This is a genomic window from Streptomyces sp. NPDC014656 (genome assembly GCF_043084305.1).
Lineage (GTDB): Bacteria > Actinomycetota > Actinomycetes > Streptomycetales > Streptomycetaceae > Streptomyces.
This window is the reverse complement of the sequence record NZ_JBIBZN010000001.1, coordinates 85572-107715: the sequence shown is the minus strand read 5'-3', so window position 1 is coordinate 107715 and position 22144 is coordinate 85572. Positions and strand designations below refer to the sequence as shown.

At 73.8% G+C, this 22144-nt stretch carries 24 protein-coding genes and 1 pseudogene; 6 read left to right on the top strand and 19 right to left on the bottom strand.

Annotated elements, in window-relative coordinates; genetic code table 11:
- Positions 1-5: 5 nt before the first annotated feature.
- The 10 genes and pseudogenes from ACF1ED_RS00530 to ACF1ED_RS00485 all read right to left on the bottom strand — a co-directional run bounded on the left by ACF1ED_RS00530 (position 6) and on the right by ACF1ED_RS00485 (position 8649).
- On the bottom strand, positions 6-518 hold the full coding sequence (locus ACF1ED_RS00530; protein WP_391756166.1) for a hypothetical protein: 513 nt from the start codon (positions 516-518) through the stop codon (positions 6-8).
- Between the two features lie 110 nt (positions 519-628).
- Positions 629-1645 (bottom strand): TIGR03842 family LLM class F420-dependent oxidoreductase, encoded by a 1017-nt coding sequence (locus ACF1ED_RS00525; protein ID WP_391756165.1) that lies wholly within the window; start codon positions 1643-1645, stop codon positions 629-631.
- Positions 1646-1691: 46 nt separating this feature from the next.
- Positions 1692-3083, bottom strand: coding sequence for a dihydropyrimidinase (gene hydA / locus ACF1ED_RS00520; RefSeq protein WP_391756164.1), 1392 nt, complete (start codon positions 3081-3083; stop codon positions 1692-1694).
- Between the two features lie 79 nt (positions 3084-3162).
- Positions 3163-3462 carry a hypothetical protein gene (locus tag ACF1ED_RS00515; RefSeq protein ID WP_391756163.1) on the bottom strand — a complete coding sequence of 100 codons (300 nt, stop codon included), beginning with the start codon at positions 3460-3462 and terminating at the stop codon, positions 3163-3165.
- Between the two features lie 19 nt (positions 3463-3481).
- Complete coding sequence (locus ACF1ED_RS00510; RefSeq protein WP_391756162.1) at positions 3482-4762, bottom strand: aspartate aminotransferase family protein; 1281 nt, start codon at positions 4760-4762, stop codon at positions 3482-3484.
- On the bottom strand, positions 4759-5598 hold the full coding sequence (locus tag ACF1ED_RS00505) for a nitrilase-related carbon-nitrogen hydrolase (RefSeq protein ID WP_391756161.1): 840 nt from the start codon (positions 5596-5598) through the stop codon (positions 4759-4761). The genes ACF1ED_RS00510 and ACF1ED_RS00505 overlap by 4 nt, the downstream gene beginning before the upstream one ends.
- Positions 5599-5821: 223 nt before the next feature.
- Positions 5822-7165, bottom strand: a complete 1344-nt coding sequence (locus ACF1ED_RS00500; RefSeq protein ID WP_391756160.1) for a UL36 very large tegument protein — start codon at positions 7163-7165, stop codon at positions 5822-5824.
- Between the two features lie 137 nt (positions 7166-7302).
- Complete coding sequence (locus ACF1ED_RS00495) at positions 7303-7698, bottom strand: PPOX class F420-dependent oxidoreductase (protein WP_391756159.1); 396 nt, start codon at positions 7696-7698, stop codon at positions 7303-7305.
- A gap of 11 nt (positions 7699-7709) precedes the next feature.
- Positions 7710-8033: pseudogene (locus ACF1ED_RS00490) on the bottom strand (hypothetical protein); the annotation flags it as partial.
- Between the two features lie 226 nt (positions 8034-8259).
- Positions 8260-8649: a winged helix-turn-helix transcriptional regulator gene (locus tag ACF1ED_RS00485; RefSeq protein ID WP_391756158.1), complete on the bottom strand. Its 390-nt coding sequence runs from the start codon at positions 8647-8649 to the stop codon at positions 8260-8262.
- Positions 8650-8715: 66 nt separating this feature from the next.
- Between ACF1ED_RS00485 and ACF1ED_RS00480 the strand changes: the two genes are divergently transcribed.
- Positions 8716-9381, top strand: a complete 666-nt coding sequence (locus ACF1ED_RS00480) for an NAD(P)-dependent oxidoreductase (protein WP_391756157.1) — start codon at positions 8716-8718, stop codon at positions 9379-9381.
- A gap of 256 nt (positions 9382-9637) precedes the next feature.
- Here ACF1ED_RS00480 and ACF1ED_RS00475 read toward each other — a convergent pair whose 3' ends face one another.
- Both ACF1ED_RS00475 and ACF1ED_RS00470 read right to left on the bottom strand, forming a co-directional pair.
- Positions 9638-9931, bottom strand: a complete 294-nt coding sequence (locus ACF1ED_RS00475; protein WP_391756156.1) for a hypothetical protein — start codon at positions 9929-9931, stop codon at positions 9638-9640.
- Positions 9932-10066: 135 nt separating this feature from the next.
- Positions 10067-10318, bottom strand: coding sequence for a helix-turn-helix domain-containing protein (locus ACF1ED_RS00470; protein ID WP_391756155.1), 252 nt, complete (start codon positions 10316-10318; stop codon positions 10067-10069).
- Positions 10319-10370: 52 nt separating this feature from the next.
- On the opposite strand from ACF1ED_RS00470, the gene map reads away from it, so the two are divergent.
- Together map and ACF1ED_RS00460 are read left to right on the top strand one after the other, a co-directional pair.
- Positions 10371-11138, top strand: coding sequence for a type I methionyl aminopeptidase (gene map / locus ACF1ED_RS00465; protein WP_391756154.1), 768 nt, complete (start codon positions 10371-10373; stop codon positions 11136-11138).
- Positions 11139-11274: 136 nt separating this feature from the next.
- Entirely contained in the window at positions 11275-11940 is a 666-nt protein-coding gene (locus ACF1ED_RS00460; protein WP_391756153.1) for a hypothetical protein, read from the top strand.
- 7 nt (positions 11941-11947) lie between these two features.
- Here ACF1ED_RS00460 and ggt read toward each other — a convergent pair whose 3' ends face one another.
- Positions 11948-13813: a gamma-glutamyltransferase gene (ggt, locus tag ACF1ED_RS00455; protein ID WP_391756152.1), complete on the bottom strand. Its 1866-nt coding sequence runs from the start codon at positions 13811-13813 to the stop codon at positions 11948-11950.
- A 114-nt stretch (positions 13814-13927) separates the two neighbouring features.
- Between ggt and ACF1ED_RS00450 the strand changes: the two genes are divergently transcribed.
- Entirely contained in the window at positions 13928-14659 is a 732-nt protein-coding gene (locus ACF1ED_RS00450; protein ID WP_391756151.1) for a hypothetical protein, read from the top strand.
- On the opposite strand, the gene ACF1ED_RS00445 is transcribed toward ACF1ED_RS00450, so the two are convergent.
- On the bottom strand, positions 14625-15902 hold the full coding sequence (locus ACF1ED_RS00445; protein ID WP_391756150.1) for a cytochrome P450: 1278 nt from the start codon (positions 15900-15902) through the stop codon (positions 14625-14627). The genes ACF1ED_RS00450 and ACF1ED_RS00445 overlap by 35 nt on opposite strands.
- A 125-nt stretch (positions 15903-16027) precedes the next feature.
- On the opposite strand from ACF1ED_RS00445, the gene ACF1ED_RS00440 reads away from it, so the two are divergent.
- Together ACF1ED_RS00440 and ACF1ED_RS00435 are read left to right on the top strand one after the other, a co-directional pair.
- A complete protein-coding gene (locus tag ACF1ED_RS00440) occupies positions 16028-16387 on the top strand; it encodes a hypothetical protein (protein ID WP_391756149.1) in 360 nt (119 codons plus the stop codon).
- Between the two features lie 333 nt (positions 16388-16720).
- On the top strand, positions 16721-18274 hold the full coding sequence (locus ACF1ED_RS00435; protein ID WP_391756148.1) for a CocE/NonD family hydrolase: 1554 nt from the start codon (positions 16721-16723) through the stop codon (positions 18272-18274).
- Positions 18275-18325: 51 nt separating this feature from the next.
- On the opposite strand, the gene ACF1ED_RS00430 is transcribed toward ACF1ED_RS00435, so the two are convergent.
- The 5 genes from ACF1ED_RS00430 to ACF1ED_RS00410 all read right to left on the bottom strand — a co-directional run bounded on the left by ACF1ED_RS00430 (position 18326) and on the right by ACF1ED_RS00410 (position 22125).
- Entirely contained in the window at positions 18326-19192 is an 867-nt protein-coding gene (locus ACF1ED_RS00430; protein WP_391756147.1) for an amino acid ABC transporter permease, read from the bottom strand.
- Complete coding sequence (locus tag ACF1ED_RS00425; RefSeq protein WP_391756146.1) at positions 19189-19833, bottom strand: amino acid ABC transporter permease; 645 nt, start codon at positions 19831-19833, stop codon at positions 19189-19191. Before ACF1ED_RS00425 ends, ACF1ED_RS00430 begins: the two co-directional genes overlap by 4 nt.
- Positions 19834-19850: 17 nt before the next feature.
- Entirely contained in the window at positions 19851-20771 is a 921-nt protein-coding gene (locus ACF1ED_RS00420; RefSeq protein ID WP_391756145.1) for a glutamate ABC transporter substrate-binding protein, read from the bottom strand.
- 14 nt (positions 20772-20785) lie between these two features.
- Positions 20786-21529: an amino acid ABC transporter ATP-binding protein gene (locus ACF1ED_RS00415; RefSeq protein ID WP_391756144.1), complete on the bottom strand. Its 744-nt coding sequence runs from the start codon at positions 21527-21529 to the stop codon at positions 20786-20788.
- Positions 21530-21687: 158 nt separating this feature from the next.
- Positions 21688-22125, bottom strand: coding sequence for a DUF6278 family protein (locus ACF1ED_RS00410; protein WP_391756143.1), 438 nt, complete (start codon positions 22123-22125; stop codon positions 21688-21690).
- Positions 22126-22144 lie beyond the last annotated feature (19 nt).

Below are 22144 nucleotides of genomic sequence, written 5' to 3'. Positions count from 1 at the left end.
CCCGCCTACCCGGCCGCGATGCCGCTGACCGCGGTGGACCCCGGGCCGGTGGCCTCCGCGTCCCCGGTGTCCACGGCTCGTGCGGCCCGACCGCCGTCCGACCGCTTCACCCCGGTCACGGCGGTGCCGCCGTCCCGCGCCAGGGCGTTCCCCGTCGCCAGCGCCGTATCGCCCCCCTCGCCGGCGACGAAGGCCAGCAGTGCGCGCAGGTCCTGGGCCGTCCGCTCCCGGTCCCCCGCGTCGAGGGACTCCAGCAGTGCCTCGAACCGCCCCTGCCAGAAACCTTCCTGGTGCGACTGCTCCCGGTCCGGGTCCGTGGCGGCGCCCGGCTCCAGGGCCCGGGCCGTCCGGTCCAGCCGCTCCAGTTCGGCCCGTCCCCGCTCCGCGTCGCCGCGGCCGAACAGCTCGGCGACCCGCTGCCGCACCGCGTACCAGGCGTCGGTCCCCGCGGCCTGGACGACCGCCCCGCCGCCCGCCGCGGCCAACGCGGCCAGAGTCTCGGCCAGCAAATCGCCCACCCGCCCCTCACGTCACCTCGGGTCTTCTCCCCGCAACGTACAGCCCCCCTGTCGCACACAGGGTCTGGTTCGGGCCAGTTGAAGGCTTCCGCTTGGGGGGACGGCGTAAATCAGGCGTTGATCGCGGGGATGATGTCGGTGCCGTAGGCGTCGATGGTGGCCTCGCGGTTGTCGTGCATGGCGTAGACGGCGAACTGGTCGACGCCGAGGCCGCGCAGGTGCTTCAGCTTCTCGATGTGGGCCTCGGCGGGGCCGAGGAGGCAGAAGCGGTCGACGATCTCGTCGGGGACGAAGGTGGTGTCGGGGTTGTCGGCGCGGCCGTGGTGGGAGTAGTCGTAGCCGTGCCGGTCCTTGATGTAGGCCGTCAGCTCCTCGGGGACCATCGAGGAGTGCTCGCCGTACTTGGCGACGAGGTCGGCGACGTGGTTGCCGACCATGCCGCCGAACCAGCGGCACTGGTCCCGGGCGTGGGCCAGGGCCTGCGGGGAGCCGTCGGCCGTCACGTACGCGGGGGCGGCGACGCAGATCGTCAGGGCGTCGGGGTCGCGGCCGGCGTCCTGGGCGGCCTTGCGGACCGCCTTGACCATCCACTCCGTGAGGAAGGGGTCGGCGAGCTGGAGGATGAAGCCGTCGGCCTTCTCGCCCGCCAGGGCGAGGGCCTTGGGGCCGTAGGCCGCCATCCAGACGGGCAGCTTGCCGTTCTTGATCCAGGGGATGCGGATCGGGTTGCCGTCGACGGTCGCCTCGCGGCCCTCGGCCAGGTCGCGGATGACCTCGATGGCCTCGCCGAGGCGGGCCAGGGTGTTCGGCTTGCGGCCGGCCACCCGCATGGCGGAGTCGCCGCGGCCGATGCCGCAGACGGTCCGGTTGCCGTACATGTCGTTGAGGGTGGCGAAGGTGGAGGCCGTCACCTCCCACGTACGCGTCCCGGGGTTGGTGACCATGGGACCGATGCGCAGCTTGGTGGTGTTGGCGAGGATCTGGCTGTAGATGACGAAGGGTTCCTGCCACAGCACGGCGGAGTCGAAGGTCCAGCCGTAGCGGAAGCCGTTGCGTTCCGCCCGGCGCATCAGGCCGACGACCTGCGAGGCGGGCGGGTCGGTCTGGAGCACGAGTCCGAAGTCCACGCGGGACCTCCCAGTTCGAGTCGGTGCGATGGAACCACCGGGCCGTTCAGCCCAGGTACTGACAGAGACCGCGCGGCACGAACACCCCGTGTCCCGCGTGACCGACGTACTTCCGCCGGTCGACGACGACCTCGCCCCGGGACAGGACCGTCTCGACCCGTCCCGTGATCGTCTTGCCCTCGTACGCCGAGTAGTCGACGTTCATGTGGTGGGTCTCGGCCGACAGCACCTGGGTCGCGTGCGGGTCGTAGACGACGACGTCGGCGTCGGCGCCGGGCGCGAGGGTGCCCTTCTGCGGGTAGATGCCGAACATGCGGGCCGGGGTGGCGCAGGCGATCTCGATCCAGCGCCGCCGGGAGATGTGTCCGTCGACGACGGCCTGGTGGAGGAGGTCCATGCGGTTCTCCACGCCCGGCAGGCCGTTGGGGATCTTCGAGAAGTCTCCCCGGCCCAGCTCCTTCTGGCCGACGAAGCAGAACGGGCAGTGGTCCGTCGACACCACCTGGAGGTCGTTCGTCCGCAGCCCCCGCCAGAGCGCCGCCTGGTGCTCCTTCGGCCTCAGGGGGGTGCTGCACACGTACTTGGCGCCCTCGAAGTCCGGCTCCGCCAGGTTGTCCGTCGACAGGAACAGGTACTGCGGGCAGGTCTCGCCGAAGACCGGCAGGCCCATGTCGCGCGCCGCCGCCAGCTCCGCCACCGCCTCCTGCGCGGAGACGTGGACGACGTACAGCGGGGAGCCGGCCACCCGGGCGAGCTGGATGGCGCGGTGGGTGGCCTCCGCCTCCAGGAGCGCCTTGCGGACCTCCCCGTGGTACCGGGGGTCCGTCTCGCCCCGGGCCAGGGCCTGCTCGACGAGGACGTCGATCGCGATGCCGTTCTCCGCGTGCATCATGATCAGCCCGCCGGTGTCCCCGGCCACCTGCATGGCCCGCAGGATCTGGCCGTCGTCCGAATAGAAGACGCCCGGATACGCCATGAACAGTTTGAACGAGGAAACGCCGATCTCGACCAGCTTCGGCATCTCCCGCAGCGTCGACTCGTTCACGTCCGACATGATCATGTGGAACGCGTAGTCGACCGCGCAGTTCCCGTCCGCCTTCTCCATCCAGGCGTCCAGGCCGGCCCGGAGCGGCTCGCCCTTCGCCTGCACCGCGAAATCGACGATCGTCGTCGTCCCGCCCCACGCCGCCGCCCGCGTCCCCGTCTCGAACGTGTCCGACGCGAACGTGCCGCCGAAAGGCAGCTCCATGTGCGTGTGCGCGTCGACCCCGCCCGGGATCACGTACTTCTGCGACGCGTCGATCACCCGGTCCGCCGTCCACTCCTGCGTCCCCGGCGCCGCCAGCGCCACCACCCGGCCGTGTTCGATCAGCACGTCCGCGTGCACCTCGTCCGCGGCCGTGATCACAAGACCACCGGTGATCAGAGTCCGAGTCATTCCCCAGCCGTCCCTTCGTTCCCGCCGACCACGCCATCACCGGCACGGGCCGGGGCCACGCCCCGGTCCGCCGGCCCCCTCACTCCGCCACCTCGCACCGCACACGGGCCGCTCCGTGAGAAAACCCCTGGTCACGCGATCGGATGAAAGCCTTGGACGAGGTGGTGCCCTCCTGGACGAGGAGGGCCGTCTCCTTGAGGGCGGCCGGGGTGACGTCCGACATGATCCTGCGGGAGGCGTGGGCGATCGCGCGGTCGCCGTCGGTCTCGGCGTACCGGGCGTCCGGGGCCTCGCGGCCGTCCTCGACGAGGACGTCGGCGTGGAGTTCGCCGGGGGCGGAGCCGACGCGGCCGCCCCGGTCGAGGGTTCGGGTGCTCACGGAGCTTCTCCCCTGCCGGCTAGAGGGATCTGAGGGCCTGTTCGAGGATCTCGGCGCCTTCCTCGGCCTCGGCGACGGTGAGGGAGAGCGGGGGCGCGACGCGCAGGGCGCTGGTGTCGTGGCCGCCTCCCTTTCCGATGAGGAGGCCGCCCGCGCGGGCCGCCTCCAGGACGGCGGAGGCCGCCTCGGGGGCGGCGCGGCCGGTGGCGGGGTCGGCGAGTTCGATGCCGATCATGAGGCCGCGGCCGCGGACCTCGCGGACGGCTTCGACTCCGGCCGCGGCGGCGCGGAGCCGTTCGACGAGGAGGCCGCCGACGCGGCGGGCGTTGCCCTGGAGGTCGTGGTCGAGGAGGTAGCCGAGGTTGGCGAGGCCCGCGGCCATGGTGACGGGCGAACCGCCGAAGGTGGAGATGGAGTTGGCGTCGAGGCAGTTCATGATCTCGGCTCGGGCGACCACGCCGCCGATCGACATGCCGTTGCCGATGCCCTTGGCGAAGGTGAGCATGTCGGGCGGCCCGGCGCGGTCGTGCGCCTGCCAGCCCCAGAAGTGGTCGCCGGTGCGGCCCCAGCCGGTCTGCACCTCGTCGGAGATCCAGAGGACGCCGTGCCGGTCGAGGACGCGGCGGAAGGCGGCGTACAGGCCGTCGGGCGGGGAGGTGAAGCCGCCGACGCCCTGGACGGGTTCGGCGATGAGGGCGGCGGTGCGGTGGGTGTGGCCGAGCAGGTCCTCCAGGTCGGCGACGGCCGCCTCGGTGAACCGCTCGTCGGTGAGGCCGGCGAAGGGGCCCCGGGTGCGGACGGCGCCGTGCACGTACAGGGTCTGGAGCGGGGAGAGGCCGGTGGGCGACCAGGCGCGGTTGCCGGTGACGCCGACGGTGGAGAAGGAGCGGCCGTGGTAGCTGTTGCGCATCGCCAGGATCTGGTTCGAGCGGCGGTACGCGGTGGCGAGGAGCAGGGCCGTGTCGTTGGCCTCGGTGCCGGAGGTGGTGAAGAAGACGCGGGCGTCGGGGATGCCGGAGAGGGTGGCGATCCGTTCGGCGAGCTCCACCATCGGCCGGTTGAGGTAGAGGGTGGAGGAGTGGACGATCCGGCCGGCCTGTTCGGCGACCGCCTTGGTGACCTCGGGGAGGGCGTGGGCGGTCATGGTGGTGAGGATGCCGCCGAAGAAGTCGAGGTAGCGGCGGCCCTCGGCGTCCCAGACGTGCCGGCCCTCGCCGTGGGTGATCTCGATCGGCTCGTCGTAGTAGAGCGCCAGCCAGTCGGGGAGGACGGTGCGGTGCCGGGCGTGCAGGCTGTTCACGGCCGGACCAGCCCGTCGTACGCGTCGGGGCGGCGGTCGCGGTAGAAGGCCCACTGCTGCCGGACCTCCTCGATGAGGCCGAAGTCCAGGTCGCGGACGACGAGTTCCTCGGTCTTGTCGGAGGCGACGTCGCCGACGAACCGGCCGCGCGGGTCGACGAAGTAGCTGGTGCCGTAGAAGTCGTTGTCGCCGTACTCCTCGACGCCGACGCGGTTGATGGCGGCGACGAAGTACTCGTTGGCGACGGCGGCGGCCGGCTGCTCCAGCTGCCACAGGTAGGAGGAGAGGCCGCGGTGGGTGGCCGAGGGGTTGTAGACCAACTGCGCGCCGTTGAGGCCGAGTTGCCGCCAGCCCTCGGGGAAGTGGCGGTCGTAGCAGATGTAGACGCCGACCTTGCCGACGGCGGTGTCGAAGACGGGCCAGCCGGCGTTCCCCGGGCGGAAGTAGTACTTCTCCCAGAACCCCTTGACCTGGGGGATGTGGTGCTTGCGGTACTTGCCGAGGTAGCTGCCGTCGGCGTCGATGACGGCGGCGGTGTTGTAGTAGAAGCCCTCCGACTCGACCTCGAAGACGGGGACGACGACGACCATGCCGGTCTCGCGGGCGAGCTCCCGCATCCGGGTGACGGTGGGGCCGTCCGGCACGGGCTCGGCCCAGCGGTAGTGCTCGGGTTCCTGGACCTGGCAGAAGTAGGGGGCGTTGAACACCTCCTGGAACCCGATCACCCGGGCGCCCTGACGGGCCGCCTCGCGGGCGTGCTCCTCGTGCTTGGCGATCATGGATTCGGTGTCGCCGGTCCAGGTCGCCTGGACGAGGGCGGCGCGTACGACGGTCATGAGCAGCTCCTTCGGCGCGGCAGCAAAGAGCCTCTACGCCCGTAGACACGATGCGTAGGAGGAGAACGTAAGCCCCGTCACACCCCGGAGCAAGACCGCCGCCCGGAAGCAGAGCAGTCGATCATGTTTCATACCGGAGTGGTCCACACCGGACACGTACCGACACGTGCCGACTGCTCCCCGCTCGTACGTTTCCGCTTCCCGGCCCGTTCCGGTCCGGCGCTCAGTCCCCGAGGACTCCCCCGACCCGCAGCGCGTGCCGCAGGGCCCGGTCGTCGGCGGCCGAGAGGGCGCGGGCCGCCGCCCCGAGCCGGGGCACGAGCAGCGCGGGGTGCACGGCGGCGAGCCGGGCCGCCTCCTCGGGGGTGCGGACCCGGAGGAAGGCGGTGAGCAGCGCGCGGGCCTCGCGGTCGTGCCCCTCGGCGACCAGGGCGGCGACGGCTCCGGCCAGTTCCTCCACGGGGCGGGCCAGCCCCTGGCGCAGCAGCTGTTCGCAGTCGTCGGCGCGGCCGGCGTCGGCGAGCGCCCCGGCGACGGCGGCGAGCCGGGCGGGCGGCAGCGAGGCGGCCTCCCAGAGCAGGGTCCCCCAGTCGGCGCCGAAGCCGGCGCGGTGGAGCTCCCCCGCGAGGGCGGGCAGCCGGGCGGGCGGCCCGACGAGCGCCTCGCAGAGCAGCACGTGCGCCTCGCCGGTACGGCCCTGGGCGCGCAGCCGCCGGAGGGCGTAGACCGCGTTGACGGCGGCGCGCGCGGCCTCCTCGGCCTCGTCCGGGACGGCGGACGCGGCACCCGGAGCGGCGGGCGCGGAACCGGAAGCGGCGGACGCGGAACCGGGAGCGGCGTGCGCCGGGCCGGAGGCGGCACCGGGTGCCGCCGGCGCGGTGGGGTCGGTACGGGGGGCGGTCCGGAGCCGGAAGCGGGCGCCGCGCGGCTCCGCACCGCCGGCGGGCGGCTCGGGGACGGCGGAGGGCGCGGGCCCGCCGGCCCCGGCGTCGTCCTCCACCCAGGCGTAACGGGCGCCGCGGGGGCGCCGCCGCTCCGGCGCGGGCGGCGGGCCCCCGTCCGGCCCGGTCCCCGGCGCCGGGGCGGCGCGCAGCCGGTCGAGACGGTCGGTGAGGTCGGCGATCCGGGCGGTGGCGCGGGCGAGGTCGTCGCGGGTCCAGGCGAGGTCGTGCGCCAGCCGGGCGGCCTCCCCGGAGTCCGGGTCGGGGTGGGTGAGGAGGAGCAGGTCCAGCTCCTGGATCCGGGCCCCGGCGTGCCGGCGCTCGTCCTCCATCAGCGCGCGCCGCGCGGCCAGCGCCTCGGCGCCGCCGGGCCTCAGGTCGTGGACGCCGGCGGCGGCCGCGTACAGCCCCCGCGCGTGCCCCGGGTCCTCCCCCACGTCCTGGAGGAGGGAGGCGACCACGTCCCAGGGCAGCAGCTCGGTGCCCTCCAGGCAGGCGCCCAGGCCGTCGGGGTCCCGCTCGGCGAAGACGGCCCACCAGCCGCCGGCCCGCTCGGCGCGGGCGGCGAGTCCACCCAGCCAGTGGGTGAACTCCGCCATCTCCGGCGGAATGTGAGTGACCGTCATGCGCTCGCACCTGCCCCGCGATAGAAGGGGACCTTCCGGTCCGCCGCAGGGCATTGCACCGCATTCGTGTTACGGGACGGCTACGGACCGTTTTCCTTTCCGTGCCCCGGGGACCACATCGGTCCCGTACCGGCCGGTCACAGGGTGACGACGATGCCGGTGTGGGGGCGCTTGCCGAGCCGGGCGACCATGGCCGGCCAGTCCACCAGCCAGAACTGGTAGGTGTACTTGCGGGAGAGCAGCTTGCGCACGTGCCGCAGCTCCTCCCCGGTGACGAGCCGGGCGGTGCCGGGGACGCGGACGGCGCCCTCGGGGACGTTGCCGCGCACGTCGCAGACGCTCAGCTCGACCCGGGGGTCGTTGCGGAGCCGCTTGACCTTCCAGGAGTCGGTGCGGGTCCACGCGTACACCCGCTCGCCCTCGGTGGCGTACCACACGGGGGTGGCGACGCCGGTCCCGTTCTTCCGGAAGGTGGTGAGGCTGAGGTAGCGGCCGCGCCGCAGCTCCTCGGGGATTCGTCCGTCGGTCGTCATGACCGCCGAGCCTATGCCGGGGTGGGGTTGCGGGCGTGCGTCAGGGTCTCCCGGGCGACGAAGAGGTCGTCGGTGCCGCCGGGCCGCCGGCTCGCGGCGAGCTTCGCGGTCTGCGGCAGCCGCATGCCCATGCGGCCTTCGAGGTGGTTGAGGGCGACCTCGACGTCGGGGCCCGTGGTGCGCTCGACCCTGCCGCCGCACAGCCGGCGCGGGGCGGTGGCGCCCAGCTGGTAGCGGGCGCGGAACTCCAGGGCCGCGGCGATCCTGGGCGCCCCCTCGCGGTAGAGGTCGACGCCCTGGCGCCAGGCGGTCTCGGCGATGTGGGCGGTGGCGGCCGGCGGGGCCTGCGCGGGCTCGCCGGAGGGCCCGCCATCGCAGGCCGCCGCAGGCCGCCGTCGAGAGGAGCAGCGGCACGAGGGCGGCGGCGAGCGCCCGGAGGCGGCGCGGGCGGGTACGCGACTGAGGGTGCACGGCACCACGGTGGGCCCCGGACGGGCCGCCGCATCCGCTGTTACGCCACCGGGCACGCCCCGGGGCGCGTCGCCGGGTCACTCCACGGGGTCACGCCACCGGACGGTCCTCCGTGTACGCCGCCCGGGCGTCGCCGATCGCGGTGCCGTGGGCGCGGGCCCAGGCGCAGGCGGTGTCGAGCGGGCCGAGGAGCGAGCGGCCGAGCGCGGTGAGGGCGTACTCGACGCGCGGCGGGTTCTCCTCGTACGCGGTCCGGGTGAGGAAGCCGCTCCGCTCCATGGAGCGGAGGGTCTCGGTGAGGACCTTGGGGGTGACCCACGGGAGGGCGGCGCGGAGTTCGCCGAAGCGGCGGGCGGCGCCGTCCTCCAGGCAGCGCAGCACCACGCCGGTCCACTTGTCGCCGACGCGGAAGGGCTGGACGGCGCCGCCGGCGCAGTCGGGGTCGTCGAACAGGACGGGGATCGGGGGCGGTTGGCTCATGGGGCCGACGGTAGCGGCGCCGGTACCGTTGAAGTAACCGGGGTCCCCCGTCCTACCGTCCCGGCCATGGGAAACGACACCAGCAAGAAGATCATCGTGTTCGGGGCCGGCGGGCGGGTCGGCCGCGCGGCCGTCGCGGAGGCGGCGGCCCGGGGCCACCGGGTGACGGCCGTGGTGCGCGATCCGGCGCGCCACCCGGACCTGGGGCGGCCGGGCGTGACGGTGGCGCGCGGCGACGTGACCGACCCGGAGTCGGTGGCCGCGCTCGCCGCCGGGCACGACGCGGCCGTGCACGCCTCCGTCCGCCTCGACGTGCCGTCGGAGGAGTACTTCGCGGCGACGGCGAAGGCGCTGCTGTCCGGGCTCGCCGAGGCGCGGGTGGGGCGGCTGCTGACCCTGGGGATCGCCACCACCCTGGAGGACGCGGCCGGGGTGCGGCTGATGGACGCGCCGGACTTCCCCGGGGCGTGGCGGGCCTTCGCCCAGGGCCACGTCGTGGAGTTCGAGCTGCTGACCGCCGGGGCCGGGCCCGACCTCGACTGGCTGATGGTGGTGCCGCCGCTGGACCTGAACGCGGAGGCGGAGCCCGCCGGCGGGTACCGGACGGCGGTCGGCACGGTCATGGACGGCCCCGGCCGGATCGCGCACGCCGATCTGGCGCTCGCCCTGCTCGACGAGATCGAGGCGCCCCGGCACAGCCGGGTCCAGCTCGCGGTCTCGGCCCCGGCCTGAGCCCGGGGGACCGGCCGGGGGCGGTCGGGGCGGCTCCGTGGCTGGGGCGGCCGGGGCGGCTCCGTGGCCAAGGCGGCTCCGTGGCCGGGGCGGCTGGGGGACCTCGACGACCGGGTCGGCTCCGTGGCTGGGTCGGCTGGGTCGGCTGGGTCGGCTGGGTCGGCTGGGTCGGCTGGGTCGGCTGGGTCGGCTGGGGAAGCCTCGGTGGCCGGGGCGGCTTCGGCGGCCGGAGCGGCTTCGGCGGCCGGGCTCGGTCTCAGGTCGAGAGCCGGCCCAGGCCCTTGGCCAGCTCCTCCTGGTTCATCACCGGCGAGTAGTGGATCTTGGCGCCGAGCCTCATGAAGAAGGGCTCCGCGATGGCGGGCAGGTCGGAGGTCTCGGCGAGGTCGAAGAAGAAGTAGCCGGTGCGGCAGCCGTTCTCGACGGTGAAGTAGGCGGCCTCGGGCCGGATGCGCCCGAGTGCCTCCTGCATGAGCCCCTGGACGGCGCCCTGACGGATGAGGTCGTTGGAGACCTCGGTGTTCATCTCGACCTTCATCAGCATGCGCATGGCACAGCCCCGATCCCGGCCGGGCGGAGGCTCCCTGCGGCGGTACGCCCTCGGTCCACCCGGACGTACTCATCTCCAGCGTCCTCCCCCGGCGGGGCGGAGGCCACTCGGCGGGGAAGGCGGGGACGCGGCCGGTCAGGCGGGCAGCGGCGCGCAGCGGGTGAGCAGCTCGTCCATCGACAGGTCGAGGACGCCGGCGAGGGCCGCGACGGTGAAGAAGGCCGGGGTGGGGGCGCGGCCGGTCTCGATCTTGCGGAGGGTCTCGGCCGACAGGCCGGCCGCCGCGGCGATCTCGACCATCGAGCGCTCGCCGCGGGCGTCGCGCAGCAGCCGCCCGAGCCGCTCGCCGCGCTCGCGCTCTTCCGGGGTCAGGGGGGTGCGCACCATGCCCTCACTGTAGCGGCCCGCACCCCATTTTCATACCGGTATAGTAATGGGCATGGTGGAGATCAAGACCGACGAGAACATGGACGAGATGCGCGAGGCGGGCCGCGTGGTGGCCCGCGCCCTGGCGGCGGCGCGGGCGGCGGCGGCGCCCGGGGTGCCCGTCGCCGCGCTGGACCGGGCGGCCCGGGAGGTGCTGGACGGGGCCGGCGCGGGCTCGCCCTTCCTGGGCTACCGCCCGGCCTGGGCGCCGACCCCCTTCCCCGCCGTCGTCTGCGTGTCCGTCAACGACGCGATCGTGCACGGCATCCCGGACGGCGCCCGGCTCGCCGACGGCGACCTGGTCTCGGTGGACTGCGGCGCCCTGCTGCGCGGCTGGGCCGGGGACGCGGCGGTGAGCTTCACCGTCGGCCGCGCCCGTCCCGAGGACACCCGGCTGATCGGCGCCGCGGAGGAGGCCCTGGCGGCCGGCATCGGGGCGGCCGTCGTGGGCAACAGGATCGGCGACATCGCGCACGCGATCGGCACGGTGTGCCGGAAGGCGGGGTACGGCGTCCCGGACGGCTTCGGCGGCCACGGCATCGGCCGCGCCATGCACGAGGACCCGGGCGTGCCGAACGAGGGGCGTCCCGGGCGGGGGATGAGACTGCGCCACGGCATGGTCCTGGCCATCGAGCCGATGCTCATCGCGGGCGGCGGCGACGAGCACTACACGGCGCGGGACGGCTGGACGATCCGCACGCTCGACGGCTCCCGGGCCGCCCACGCCGAGCACACCGTGGCCGTCACCGACGCGGGACCGCGCGTCCTCACGGCGCTGTAGCCCGCCCGGCCGGCCGGGCACGGTCGCTCCGCGGGGGGGGGCGCGGCCGCCGGGGGTCGCCGGGGCCGCCGCCGGAAGGCACTTCCGTAAGGCACTGTCGGAAGGCGCTGTCGGAGGCGGCTCCTAGACTCGCGGCATGACGGAGGACACGCGCCCGGGACCCGGGACGGCGGCCGCCCTGGCGGACGCCCTGAGCGGGCGGTTCGGCACGGTGACGGCCGGACACGACGGCGACGTGCCGGCCCTGGTGTGGACGGACGGGCCCGCGGTCGACGAGCTGGCGGAGGCGGCCGGGGCGCTGGCGCCGGAGACGGCCGGCAGACTGGCCTTCCGGCGCGGGCTGTCGGAGCGCTGGATCGCCCTGGGCGCGATCCGGCTGGCCCCGGGGCCGCTGTCCTGCGGGATGCCCGTGCCGCTGTCGCCGGCCGCCGTGGAGTCGTTCTGGTGGCGGACGGCGCTGCCCGTGCCGGTCACCCCGCGCGAGGAACGGCTCGTGTACGCCCTGCTGTACGAGGTCCACGACGACCACCGCCGCAACCACGTCACCGCGCGGGAGATCTGCGCCGGCCTGGACCGGCGGGGACTCGCCGCGCTGCTGCTGCGCTCCGGCGCGGAGCTGACCCCGGCGGGGCTCCTCACCGCCCGGTACGCCGCCTCCCACGGGCACCCCGGCTGGCGCCACGCGCTCCGGACGATGCCCGTGCCGGCCCTGCTGCGGGCGGTCCGCGACGACCCGCAGGCACCGCCCGACTGCCTCGCCGCGGCCCGCGCGCTGGAGTCGGCCCGGGACACCGGCGCCTGAGGGGGCCTCACCGGCCCGGGCGGACCACCATCGCCGAGCCGCCGCCCCGGCGGACGGTCTCGGCGGCGGCCAGCCACCGCCCGTCGGGCAGGCGCTGGACGCCGGTGGCGGCGCCGATCTCCGGGTTCTGTCGGAAGGCGTGTCCCCGGGCTTCCAGCGCGGGCCTGACCGGGCCGTTCCAGAGGGCCGGCTCCAGCTCGGTCGTGGTCTGGTTGCGCTGGCTGGCGCGCGGGGCGGCGATGGCGTCGACGAGCGGCAGGCCCCGGTCGAGGACGCCCGCGAGGGTCTGGAGGACGGTGGTGACGATGGTGGCGCCGCCCGGTGAGCCGAGGGCGAGGACCGGCCGGTCGTGGCGGTCGAGGACGATCGTCGGGGAGATCGAGGAGCGGGGGCGCTTGCCGGGGCCGGGCAGGTTGGGGTCGTGGACGGCCGGGTTCGCCGGGACGAAGGAGAAGTCGGTCAGCTCGTTGTTGAGCAGGAAGCCGCGCCCGGGGACGGTGATGCCGCTGCCTCCGGTGGACTCGATGGTGAGCGTGTAGGCGACGACGTTCCCCCACCGGTCCGCGACGGTGAGGTGGGTGGTGTTCTCGCCCTCGTACGTGGTCGGGGCGGCGGTCCCGCCGGCCGCGCACGGCACCGGGCGGCGCGGGTCGCCGGGCGCGAGCGGGCTGGTCAGGGCGGTGTCGTCGCGGATCAGGCAGGCCCGGGAGTCGGCGTACCGCTGGGAGAGCAGGCCCCGGACGGGCACGGTCTCGAAGGCCGGGTCGCCGACCCAGCGGCCCCGGTCGGCGAAGGCGATCCGGCTCGCCTCGATGAAGCGGTGGAGGTAGTCCGTCTCCGTGAGGGCGGAGAGGTCCGCGGTCTCCAGGATGTTGAGGGCCTCGCCGACGGTCGTGCCGCCGGAGGACGACGGGGCCATGCCGTACACGCCGAGCCCCCGGTACGTGACCTCGGTGGGTGCGCGCCGGACGGTCCGGTACGCGGCGAGGTCCCGCTCCGTCAGGTCGCCGGAGCGGACGACGCGGCCGGCGCCCTCGCGGACCGGAGGGGTGCGGACGGTGCGCACGATGTCGCGGGCGAGCGGGCCCCGGTAGAGGGCGTCCACGCCCTCCTTCCCGAGGATGGCGTAGGTCCGGGCCAGGTCCGGGTTCCTGACGACCGAGCCGACCTCGGGGAGCCGGCCGCCGGGCAGGAAGAGGGCCGCGGAGGCCGGGAAGTCGCGGAAGCGGGCCTCGTTGGCGGCGGTCTGGGCGCGGTAGGTGGCGTCGGCGGTGAAGCCCTCGCGGGCCAGCCGCTCGGCGGGGGCGAGGAGTTCGCGGAGCGGCTTGCTGCCCCAGGCGTCCAGGGCGGTGGCCCAGGTGGCGGGGGTGCCGGGGGTGCCGACGGAGCGCCCGCTGGTCATCGCCTCCTCGAAGGGGAGGGGGGCGCCGTTCTCGGTGAGGAGGGCGGCGTCGGCCGAGGCGGGGGCGGTCTCGCGGCCGTCGACGGTGTGGACCGTACGGCTCCGGGCGTCGTAGTGGACGAGGTAGCCGCCTCCGCCGATGCCGGCCGAGTACGGCTCGGTGACGCCGAGGGCGGCGGCGACGGCGACGGCCGCGTCGACCGCGTTGCCGCCCCGGCGCAGCACCTCGATCCCGGCGGCGCTGGCGTCGACGTCGACACTGGCGACGGCGCCGCCGTGGCCGACGGCCACGGGCACCTTGCCGGGCGGGGCGGGCCGGGCCTGTGGGACCGCCCGGTCCTGCGCGGCCGGCTGGACCTGTGGGGCCGGCTGGACCTGTGGGGCGGTACGGGGCGGTACGGCCGCCCCCACCGAGAGCACCGTCGCGGCCGCCGCCGCGACCACCCCGTACCGGACTGCGGAACGACGCATCCTGACCTCCCGTCAATGACCGTCCACGCGGCGTAACTTCCGGGCCGTCCTCGCGGCAGGAGGCCCTCCCGCCCCTCTCGAACGGTCACCCGGCCGCCGCTAGCATGCGCCCCTATGGACGAGGACCTGCGCAACATCGTGCTCGGCGTGCTGGCGACCGGCCTCAGCGCGTCCCTGGGCTGGCTCACCCGGACGTACGTGTGGCGCCGGCGGCTCCGCCGCAAGCAGGCGTTCTTCGGCCTGCCCGGCCACGCGGAGTGCCTGCTGGTGGTGAACCGGGAGGCGGGCGGGGACGGGGCGGTGCACCGCTTCGACGTCTTCGCGCTGCTCGAACTGGCCGCGCTCGTGAAGGACTGCGGGGCGCAGGCGCAGATCGTCCAGCACGACCGGACGCATCTGGGCTTCGGCGACCGCACGGAGTTCTGCGTCGGCGGCCCGGGGTCGAACCGGCGCATGGCCGCCCACCTGGGCTCGCTGCTGCCCGGGCTGACCATGGTGACCGACAAGGACCCGGTCGAGGAGCGGGGGGCGATCGAGGTGGGCGGCGAGCGGTACCGGATGGATCCGGGCGCCGTCGAGTACGTGGTGCTGGCGCGGATCACCGCCGGCGAGGGCGGGCGCCCGGTCTTCCTCTTCTGCGGCCAGCGGGCGATCACCAACCAGGCGGCGACCCGCTATCTGGCCCGGCACCACGAGCGGCTCGCCCGCACCCACCGGAACGGCACGTTCGTCCTGCTCCTGAAGGTGGTCAACTCCCAGGCGTACGGCCCGGACGTGGTCGAGCTGGTGGCGGACGTGACGCGGGCCGCCCTCAGGGCTCCCGCAGCAGTACCGGCAGCGACTTGATCCCGTTGATGAAGTTGGAGACGAGCCGCCGGGGCGTCCCGGCGGCCTCGACTCCCCTGCAGGCATCCCGCAGCTCCTCGTAGAAAACGCGCAGTTGGAGCCGGGCGAAGTGGGCGCCGAGGCAGACGTGGGGCCCGTCGCCGAAGGAGACGTGGGGGTTCGGGCGGCGGGCGAGGTCGAGCCGGTGCGGGTCGGGGAAGACGCGCTCGTCGTGGTTGGCGGAGACGTGGAGGACGACGACCTTGTCGCCCTCCGCGATCCGGACCCCGGCCAGTTCGGTGGCGCGGGCGGCGGTGCGGCGGAAGGAGAGCACCGGCGGGTGGACGCGCAGGAGTTCGTCCACGGCGGTGTCGGTGCCGACCTCGCCCCGCCAGAGCCGGCGCTGCTCGCCGGGGTGCCCGCACAGGGCGAGGACGCCGCCCGGGGCCGCCGCGCGCACGGTGTCGTTCCCGGCGACGGTGAGCAGAAAGAAGAACATCTCCAGCTCGGCGTCGGCGAGTTCGGTGGTGGCCAGGGCGGTCATCAGGTCGTCGGCCGGATGCTCGCGCTTGTGGGCGGCCAGCTCCTGCGCGTAGGCGAACATCTCGGCGAGCATGGCCGGCGAGCGCGGGTTGACGGGTTTCCCGTCGGTGCCGAGGACGGCCGGCTCGTCCGGGTCCTGGTAGGCGATGACCCGTTCGGTCCAGGCGTGCAGCAGTCCCCGGTCGCTCGCGGGCACGCCGAGCAGGTCGGTGAGGTTCAGCAGCGCGTAGTCGTCGGTGACGGCCCGGACGAGGTCGACCTCGCCGCCCTCCTCCACCGCCGCCGCCAGCAGCGCGCGGGCCCGCGCGCGGGCGGTCTCCTCGAACCGCGCGATCCGCCCCGGCGTGAAGGCCCGACTGGCGAGCCGCCGCAGCCTGCCGTGCTCCGGCGGGTCCTGGTTGAGCATCATGCGCCGGATGAAGGGCAGGTCGGCGGGGTCGGGGTCACGGATCTGGGTGGCGCCGAGCCAGGAGGAGTACGTCCCCGCGTCCTTGAGGACCCGGACCACGTCGGCGTGCCGGGTCACCGCCCAGAACCCCGGCCCGGCCGGCCAGCCGAGCACCGCCCGCTCCTCCTGCCACGCGACCGGCGCCCGGTCCCGCAGCTCCCGGAACGCGTCGTGCGGCGGCCCGGCGGCGTGGATCCGGGGGTCGAAGACATCGGGGAGGTCCGTCGGCTGCGTCACGGCTCCAGCCTGGAGGAGGGGTGAAGACGTGTCCATCATGACAGGTCAGAGCCGTTTGTCTTAGGAAGGAACGCGCAGTTCGCGCGCCTTGTCCGGGCTGTCGGCCGACGTCCGGAATCTCCGCCATGACACACAGGGGCGAAGCGGGGAAGGTGCGGGTCGTGAACCAGGACGAGGTTCTGAGGGCACGGGTGTTGCTGCTGGCCTCGTGGCGGCTGTCGGTCCCCGAGCGGGTGGAGGCGTACCGGGTGCCGGCGTGGGTGGGCCCGGACGCGTACGCGCCGAAGCTGACGGAGTGGCTGGTGTCCGCGTTCCACCAGACGGGGGTGACGCCGGAGCGGCGCGAGGAGCCGGCCAGGGAAGCGGTCGAGGTGGCCCGGCTGATGCGGAGGGACCACCCGAGGCGGACCGAGACGCTGCGCCGGGCGCTCGCCGGGCACCAGCGCGAGCCGTTCGCACGGGGGCGGCGGGCCGAGGGCCTGGCGCTGGGCGAGGAGTCGGCGGCGCTGGAGCGGGAGTAGGCCGGGGGGTCATGCCGCCCCGCGAGAGGGCGGGGGCGCGGTGCCGACGGGGCGGCGGCGGCGCGTGCGGGGCACGCGGAGGCGGTACGCGCGGGCGGCGGGGCCCGGTGGGGGGCCGGGCCCCGGCCCCGGGGCCGTACCGGATCGCCCCGGCACTCCCCGGCACGCACCAGCGCGCCCTGGCGCGCCCCGGCACTCCCTGGCACGCCCCGGCACTCCCCCAATCGTTACTCGCACGTAACTTACCGACCGGTTACCACGGGTAGCACGTCCCGGTTACCGTCGGGCCACTTCACTGCCCCCCATCAGTGACCCCCCATCGAGGAGTGGCCCGTGCGCTCATCCCTGGCCCTCGCCGTCTCCGCCGCCCTGGTGGCCGGGACGGCCCTGTCCGTGGCCCCCGTCGCCCAGGCGGCGGAGAGCGGCCCGTCCATCCGGTTCGTGGACATCGCCGGCGACGGCGGCACCGTCCTCAAGGCCAACGTCGTCACGCCCGCCGGGACCGACGGCTCCGCCCGCCACCCGGTGATCGTGCTGCCCACCAGCTGGGCCATGCCGCAGATCGAGTACCTGGCGCAGGCGCGGAAGCTCGCCGAGTCCGGCTACGTCGTGGTGAGTTACAACTCGCGCGGCTTCTGGGAGTCCGGCGGGGAGATCGAGACCGCCGGCCCCAAGGACGTCGCCGACGCCTCGAAGGTGATCGACTGGGCGCTCGCGAACACCCCGGCCGATCCCGCCAAGGTCGGCATGGCCGGGGTGAGTTACGGCGCCGGCATCTCCCTGCTGGCCGCCGCGCACGACCCCCGGGTCAAGGCCGTCGCCGCGCTGAGCGGCTGGGCCGACCTCATCGACTCCATCTACAGCGGCCGCACCCAGCACCTCCAGGCCGCCGCCCTGCTCGGCGGGGCCGGGTACCTCACCGGCCGCCCGGGGCCCGAGCTGGAGAAGGTCCTCGGCGACTTCCTCTCCTCGAACCTCGACCAGGAGGACGAGATGATCGCCTGGGGGCGGCAGCGGTCCGCCGCCACCCACCTGGACCGGATCAACGCCAACGGCACCGCGGTCATGCTCGGCAACGCCTGGGGCGACACCATCTTCCCGCCCAACCAGTACGCGAGCTTCTACGAGAAGCTGAAGGGCCCCAAGCGGCTAGAGTTCCGCCCTGGCGACCACGCGACCGCCGAGGCCACCGGCATCCTCGGACTGCCCAACGACACCTGGACCAGCGCCCACCGCTGGTTCGACCGCCACCTCAAGGGCGCCGACAACGGCATCGACCGCGAGCGGCCGGTCCAGCTCAAGCCCCGGTCCGACGGCGGCTACGAGGGCTACGCCGACTGGAAGTCGGTCAACGCGCACCGCGAGCGGATCGCGCTGAACGACTCCGAGCACGTCTGGGCCAACGTGAACTCCGGCGCGGACGGCGGCATCGTGCTGCTCAGCAACCTGCTCGACCAGCTGGCGCAGACCCCGCCGACCGTCTCCGTCCCGCTGCTCCCCCGCTCCTTCGCCGCCGTCTGGCAGTCCGGGCGGTACGGCTCCGGCGCGGCGGTGCGCGGCACGCCGGTGCTGCACACCACGGTCACCCCGACCGCGTCGAGCGGCACCTTCGTGGCGTACCTGTACGACGTGGGCCCGCTCGGCGTCGGGAAGCTGGTGAGCAACGCCCCGTACACCTTCCACGACAAGGCGCCGGGACGGCCGTTCGCCGTGGACCTGGAGCTGTTCTCCACGGCCTACGACGTCCCGGCCGGCCACCGGCTCGCGCTGGTCGTCGACACCGTCGACCCGCTGTACATCGAGCACAACCCGGCCGGCGCGCAGCTGACCTTCTCCTCCCCCGCTTCCGACCCCTCGTACCTGTCGGTGCCGCTGCGGGAGGAGTGATCACGGCTGCTGCCGGGCCGGTTCAGGCCCCGCGCGGGAGCCCGTTCGGGGTCACTCGCGGCCCGGCAGCGTGGTCACCGGTGCGGCGGGAGCGACGTCCACCCCCTTCGTGCGGGGGTCGCGGCGCTCCCGGCGCGCGACCCAGGTCGCGAACCAGGAGAGCAGCATGCACATGCCGATGTAGATCGGCGAGATGACGAGGACGACCGGGATGAAGGGCAGGTCGTAGTCGAGGTTGGAGGCGATCAGCTTGCCCGCGTGGAGGAATTCCTCGTAGGTGATGAGGTAGCCGAGCGAGGTGTCCTTCAGGGCGACCACCAGCTGGCTGATGATGGCCGGCAGCATCGCCCGGACCGCCTGCGGGACCAGGACCCAGGTCATGACCTGGGTCTTGCGCATGCCGAGCGCGTACGCCGCCTCGCCCTGCCCGCGCGGGACGGCGTGGACGCCGGTGCGGAAGACCTCGGCGAGGACCGAGCCGTTGTAGAGGGTGAGTCCGGCGACCAGCGCGGGCAGCGGCTGCACCTTGAGCGCCACGAAGATGAAGAAGATCATCACCAGTACGGGCATGGCGCGGAAGAACTCCACGAGCAGGGTCGCGGTCCAGCGCACCGGCCGGTGGTCGGAGAGCCGCCCGGTGGCGAGCAGCGCGCCGAGCGCCAGCGAGAGGACTGCGGCGAGCCCGAACGCCTTGAGGGTGTTGCCGAGTCCTTCGAGCAGCAGCTCCTGGATGCCGTCGTAGAGGAAGGGCCGCCACTTCACCGCCGTGAACTGGTCGGTGTCGAAGAGGAGGTAGAGGACCCAGGCCGCGATGCCGAGGAGCACTGCGGTGGAGGCCAGGCCGTAGAGGAGGTGCCGGCGGCGGGCCCGCGGGCCGGGGAGGTCGTAGAGGGCGCTGGCGTGCGGCGTGCGGCTCATCGGGCCACCCCCCAGCGCTTCTCCATCACGTTGAAGACGGCGCTGATGGAGAGGGTGATGATCAGGTAGCCGACGGCGATCCAGACGAAGGTCCAGATGATGTTGTAGCCGAGTTCGCTCAAGGTCTTGTAGGTGCCCAGGAGTTCGGTGACGCTGAACGCGCCGGCGATGGCGGAGTTCTTGGCGAGGGCGATCAGGGTGGAGCCGATCGGCGGGATCACCGAGCGGAAGGCCTGCGGCAGGATGACCGTGCCGAGGGTCTGGGTGAAGCTCATGCCGAGGCTGCGGGCGGCCTCGCCCTGCCCCACCGGCACGGTGTTGATGCCGGAGCGCAGCGCCTCGCAGATGAAGGCGGAGGTGTAGCAGCCGAGCGCGAGGACGGCGAACAGCTCGAAGGGCAGCACGAGTCCGAAGCGGGGCAGTCCGAGCATCACCGCGAAGAAGAGCAGGGTGAGCGGGGTGTTGCGCAGGATGGTGACCCAGACCGTGCCGAAGACCCGGAAGGATCCGACGGGCGCGACCCGGAAGGCGGCCATGACGAAGCCCAGGACGAGGGCGAGCGCCGAGGCGTAGACGGTGAGTTCGAGGGTGCCGAGGAAGCCCTCGCCGTAGAGCGAGAAGTTCTCTGTCAGTACGTCCATGTCAGCGGTGGGGGTCCTCAGTCGGACGGATAGCGGTCGATGGGCGGCGGCGTCGGGGCGGGGACGCCGGAGAGGCCGAGGGTCGCGTCGTATGCCTTCTTCCAGTCGCCGTTCTTCTCGTGCGCGGCGATGGCGTCGTCGAGGGCGAGGCGCAGCGCGGTGTCGCCGCGCGGCACGCCGATCCCGTACGGCTCCTTCGAGAACGGCTTCCCGGCGAGCTTGAGTTCGTCGGGGACCTTGGCGGCGTAGCCCATGAGGATGGTGTCGTCGGTGGTGACGGCGTCGACCTGGTAGGTGAGGAGGTTGTCGACGCAGATGGAGTAGGTGTCGTAGGCGACGAGTTCGGCCTTCGGGTACTCCTGCTGGATCCGCTGGTAGGGGGTGGAGCCGGCGGCCGAGCAGACCCGCTTGCCGTCGAGGTCCCGCGGGCCGTGGATGTCGTTCTCGTCGGTGCGGACGAGGAGCGACTGGCCGGCCTGGTAGTAGGGACCGGCGAAGCCGACGAGCTGCTTGCGCTTGTCGTTGATGGTGTAGGTGCCGACGTAGTAGTCGATCTGCCCGTTCTGCAGGGCGGTCTCGCGGTTGGCGGAGGCGATGGTGCGGAACTCGATGCCGCCCGGTTCGAAGCCGAGGGAGGCGGCCATCATCTTGGCGATCTCGATGTCGAAGCCGGAGTAGCGGCCGGTGGCGGGATCCCTCTCGCCGAGGTACGGCTGGTCCTCCTTGGCGCCGACCACCAGACGCCCGCGTTTCCTGGCCCGGTTCCAGGTGGAGGACTCCGGCAGCCGGAAGTCCGACCGGACGCGGTAGACCGGGAGTTGGTCGGGCTGCGGACCCTTGACGGGCGGGCTGCCGGGGCGGCCGCAGCCGGCCAGCAGGGAGCCCGTGACGGCGAGCAGCAGGGCGAGGGCGCCCAGGCGTCGGTGCGTGCGCTGCATGGTTCCCACCCCGGTCAGTGCGAGAGGATCTTGGAGAGGAAGTCCTTGGCGCGCTCACTGCGCGGGGCGGTGAAGAACTCCTCGGGGGCGCGGTCCTCCAGGATCCGCCCGTCGGCCATGAAGACGACCCGGTTGGCGGCGGAGCGGGCGAAGCCCATCTCGTGGGTGACGACGACCATGGTCATGCCCTCGTGGGCGAGCTGCTGCATGACTTCCAGGACCTCGTTGATCATCTCGGGGTCGAGGGCGGAGGTGGGCTCGTCGAAGAGGAGCGCCTTGGGGTCCATGGCGAGGGCGCGGGCGATGGCGACGCGCTGCTGCTGCCCGCCGGAGAGCTGGGCGGGGTACTTGTCGGCGTGGGCTGCGAGGCCGACCCGGTCGAGGAGTTCGCGGGAGCGCCGGTCGGCCTCCGCCTTCCCTCGCCGGCGGACCTTGACCTGCGCCAGGGAGACGTTGGCGAGGACGGTCTTGTGGGCGAAGAGGTTGAAGGACTGGAAGACCATGCCGACCTCGGCGCGCAGCCGGGCCAGCTCCTTGCCCTCCTCGGGGAGGGGGCGGCCGTCGATGCGGATCTCGCCCGACTCGACGGTCTCCAGCCGGTTCACGGCCCGGCAGAGGGTGGACTTGCCGGAGCCCGAGGGGCCGATGACGACGACGACCTCGCCGCGGCCGACGGTGAGGTCGATGCCCTGGAGGACGTGCAGCGTGCCGTAGTGCTTGTTCACGCCACGCAGTTCGATCAGCGGATCGACGGTCATGCGCTGCCCTGCCCCATTCCTCAGCGGTGTGCCGATGCGGTGTGCGGATGCGTGTGTCGATGCGGTGTGCGTCGAGACAGCGCAAACTATCCGCCGGGAAAAGGGACTTCACGCCCGACACGCCTAAAAGGGGCAAGCCGGGATTAGCCGTATTTACGTCACCGCTCGGCGGCCTCCGCGTACGCCTGGGAGAGCTCGGGCGTGCCGGTCATCGCCCACTCGACGCCGTACTCGACGACCGGGATCTCGCGGCCGGACTCCAGGACGACGACCGGACCGCCGTTCGGCCACACCTGCCAGTGGGCGCCCGGCACGGTGCGGACGATGACGGTGCCGAGGTAGAGCCCCGCGTCGTTGCCGAACCAGGGCAGTTCCTCGGGGTCGTCGCGCCAGCGCGGCGGGAGCTGGTCCAGCTCCTGGAGCGAGCGCGGGGTGTCGTCGAGGGCGACGCCCGCCGACTCGACCCGGGCGCGGAGCAGCTCGCACTCGGCGAGCAGCTCCGCCAGGCCCTCCGGGTCACGGTCGAAGGCCGTGGCCAGCGGGGACGGGGCGGGCTCCCGCCGCTTGCGCCAGTGGTCGAGAAACGGGATGCTCATCGGAACAGCGTCGCACCGT

Bases quoted from the DNA above. Each gene is read 5' to 3' on its own strand.
- ACF1ED_RS00415 (WP_391756144.1), bottom strand. From the start codon at position 21,529: ATGACCGTCGATCCGCTGATCGAACTGCGTGGCGTGAACAAGCACTAC.
- ACF1ED_RS00505 (WP_391756161.1), bottom strand. From the start codon at position 5,598: ATGACCGTCGTACGCGCCGCCCTCGTCCAGGCGACCTGGACCGGCGAC.
- ACF1ED_RS00475 (WP_391756156.1), bottom strand. From the start codon at position 9,931: ATGCGCATGCTGATGAAGGTCGAGATGAACACCGAGGTCTCCAACGAC.
- ggt (WP_391756152.1), bottom strand. From the start codon at position 13,813: ATGCGTCGTTCCGCAGTCCGGTACGGGGTGGTCGCGGCGGCGGCCGCG.
- ACF1ED_RS00470 (WP_391756155.1), bottom strand. From the start codon at position 10,318: ATGGTGCGCACCCCCCTGACCCCGGAAGAGCGCGAGCGCGGCGAGCGG.
- ACF1ED_RS00460 (WP_391756153.1), top strand. From the start codon at position 11,275: ATGACGGAGGACACGCGCCCGGGACCCGGGACGGCGGCCGCCCTGGCG.
- ACF1ED_RS00425 (WP_391756146.1), bottom strand. From the start codon at position 19,833: ATGGACGTACTGACAGAGAACTTCTCGCTCTACGGCGAGGGCTTCCTC.
- ACF1ED_RS00410 (WP_391756143.1), bottom strand. From the start codon at position 22,125: ATGAGCATCCCGTTTCTCGACCACTGGCGCAAGCGGCGGGAGCCCGCC.
- ACF1ED_RS00485 (WP_391756158.1), bottom strand. From the start codon at position 8,649: ATGAGCCAACCGCCCCCGATCCCCGTCCTGTTCGACGACCCCGACTGC.
- ACF1ED_RS00480 (WP_391756157.1), top strand. From the start codon at position 8,716: ATGGGAAACGACACCAGCAAGAAGATCATCGTGTTCGGGGCCGGCGGG.
- ACF1ED_RS00450 (WP_391756151.1), top strand. From the start codon at position 13,928: ATGGACGAGGACCTGCGCAACATCGTGCTCGGCGTGCTGGCGACCGGC.
- ACF1ED_RS00500 (WP_391756160.1), bottom strand. From the start codon at position 7,165: ATGACGGTCACTCACATTCCGCCGGAGATGGCGGAGTTCACCCACTGG.
- hydA (WP_391756164.1), bottom strand. From the start codon at position 3,083: ATGACTCGGACTCTGATCACCGGTGGTCTTGTGATCACGGCCGCGGAC.
- ACF1ED_RS00495 (WP_391756159.1), bottom strand. From the start codon at position 7,698: ATGACGACCGACGGACGAATCCCCGAGGAGCTGCGGCGCGGCCGCTAC.
- ACF1ED_RS00420 (WP_391756145.1), bottom strand. From the start codon at position 20,771: ATGCAGCGCACGCACCGACGCCTGGGCGCCCTCGCCCTGCTGCTCGCC.
- ACF1ED_RS00430 (WP_391756147.1), bottom strand. From the start codon at position 19,192: ATGAGCCGCACGCCGCACGCCAGCGCCCTCTACGACCTCCCCGGCCCG.
- map (WP_391756154.1), top strand. From the start codon at position 10,371: ATGGTGGAGATCAAGACCGACGAGAACATGGACGAGATGCGCGAGGCG.
- ACF1ED_RS00445 (WP_391756150.1), bottom strand. From the start codon at position 15,902: ATGGACACGTCTTCACCCCTCCTCCAGGCTGGAGCCGTGACGCAGCCG.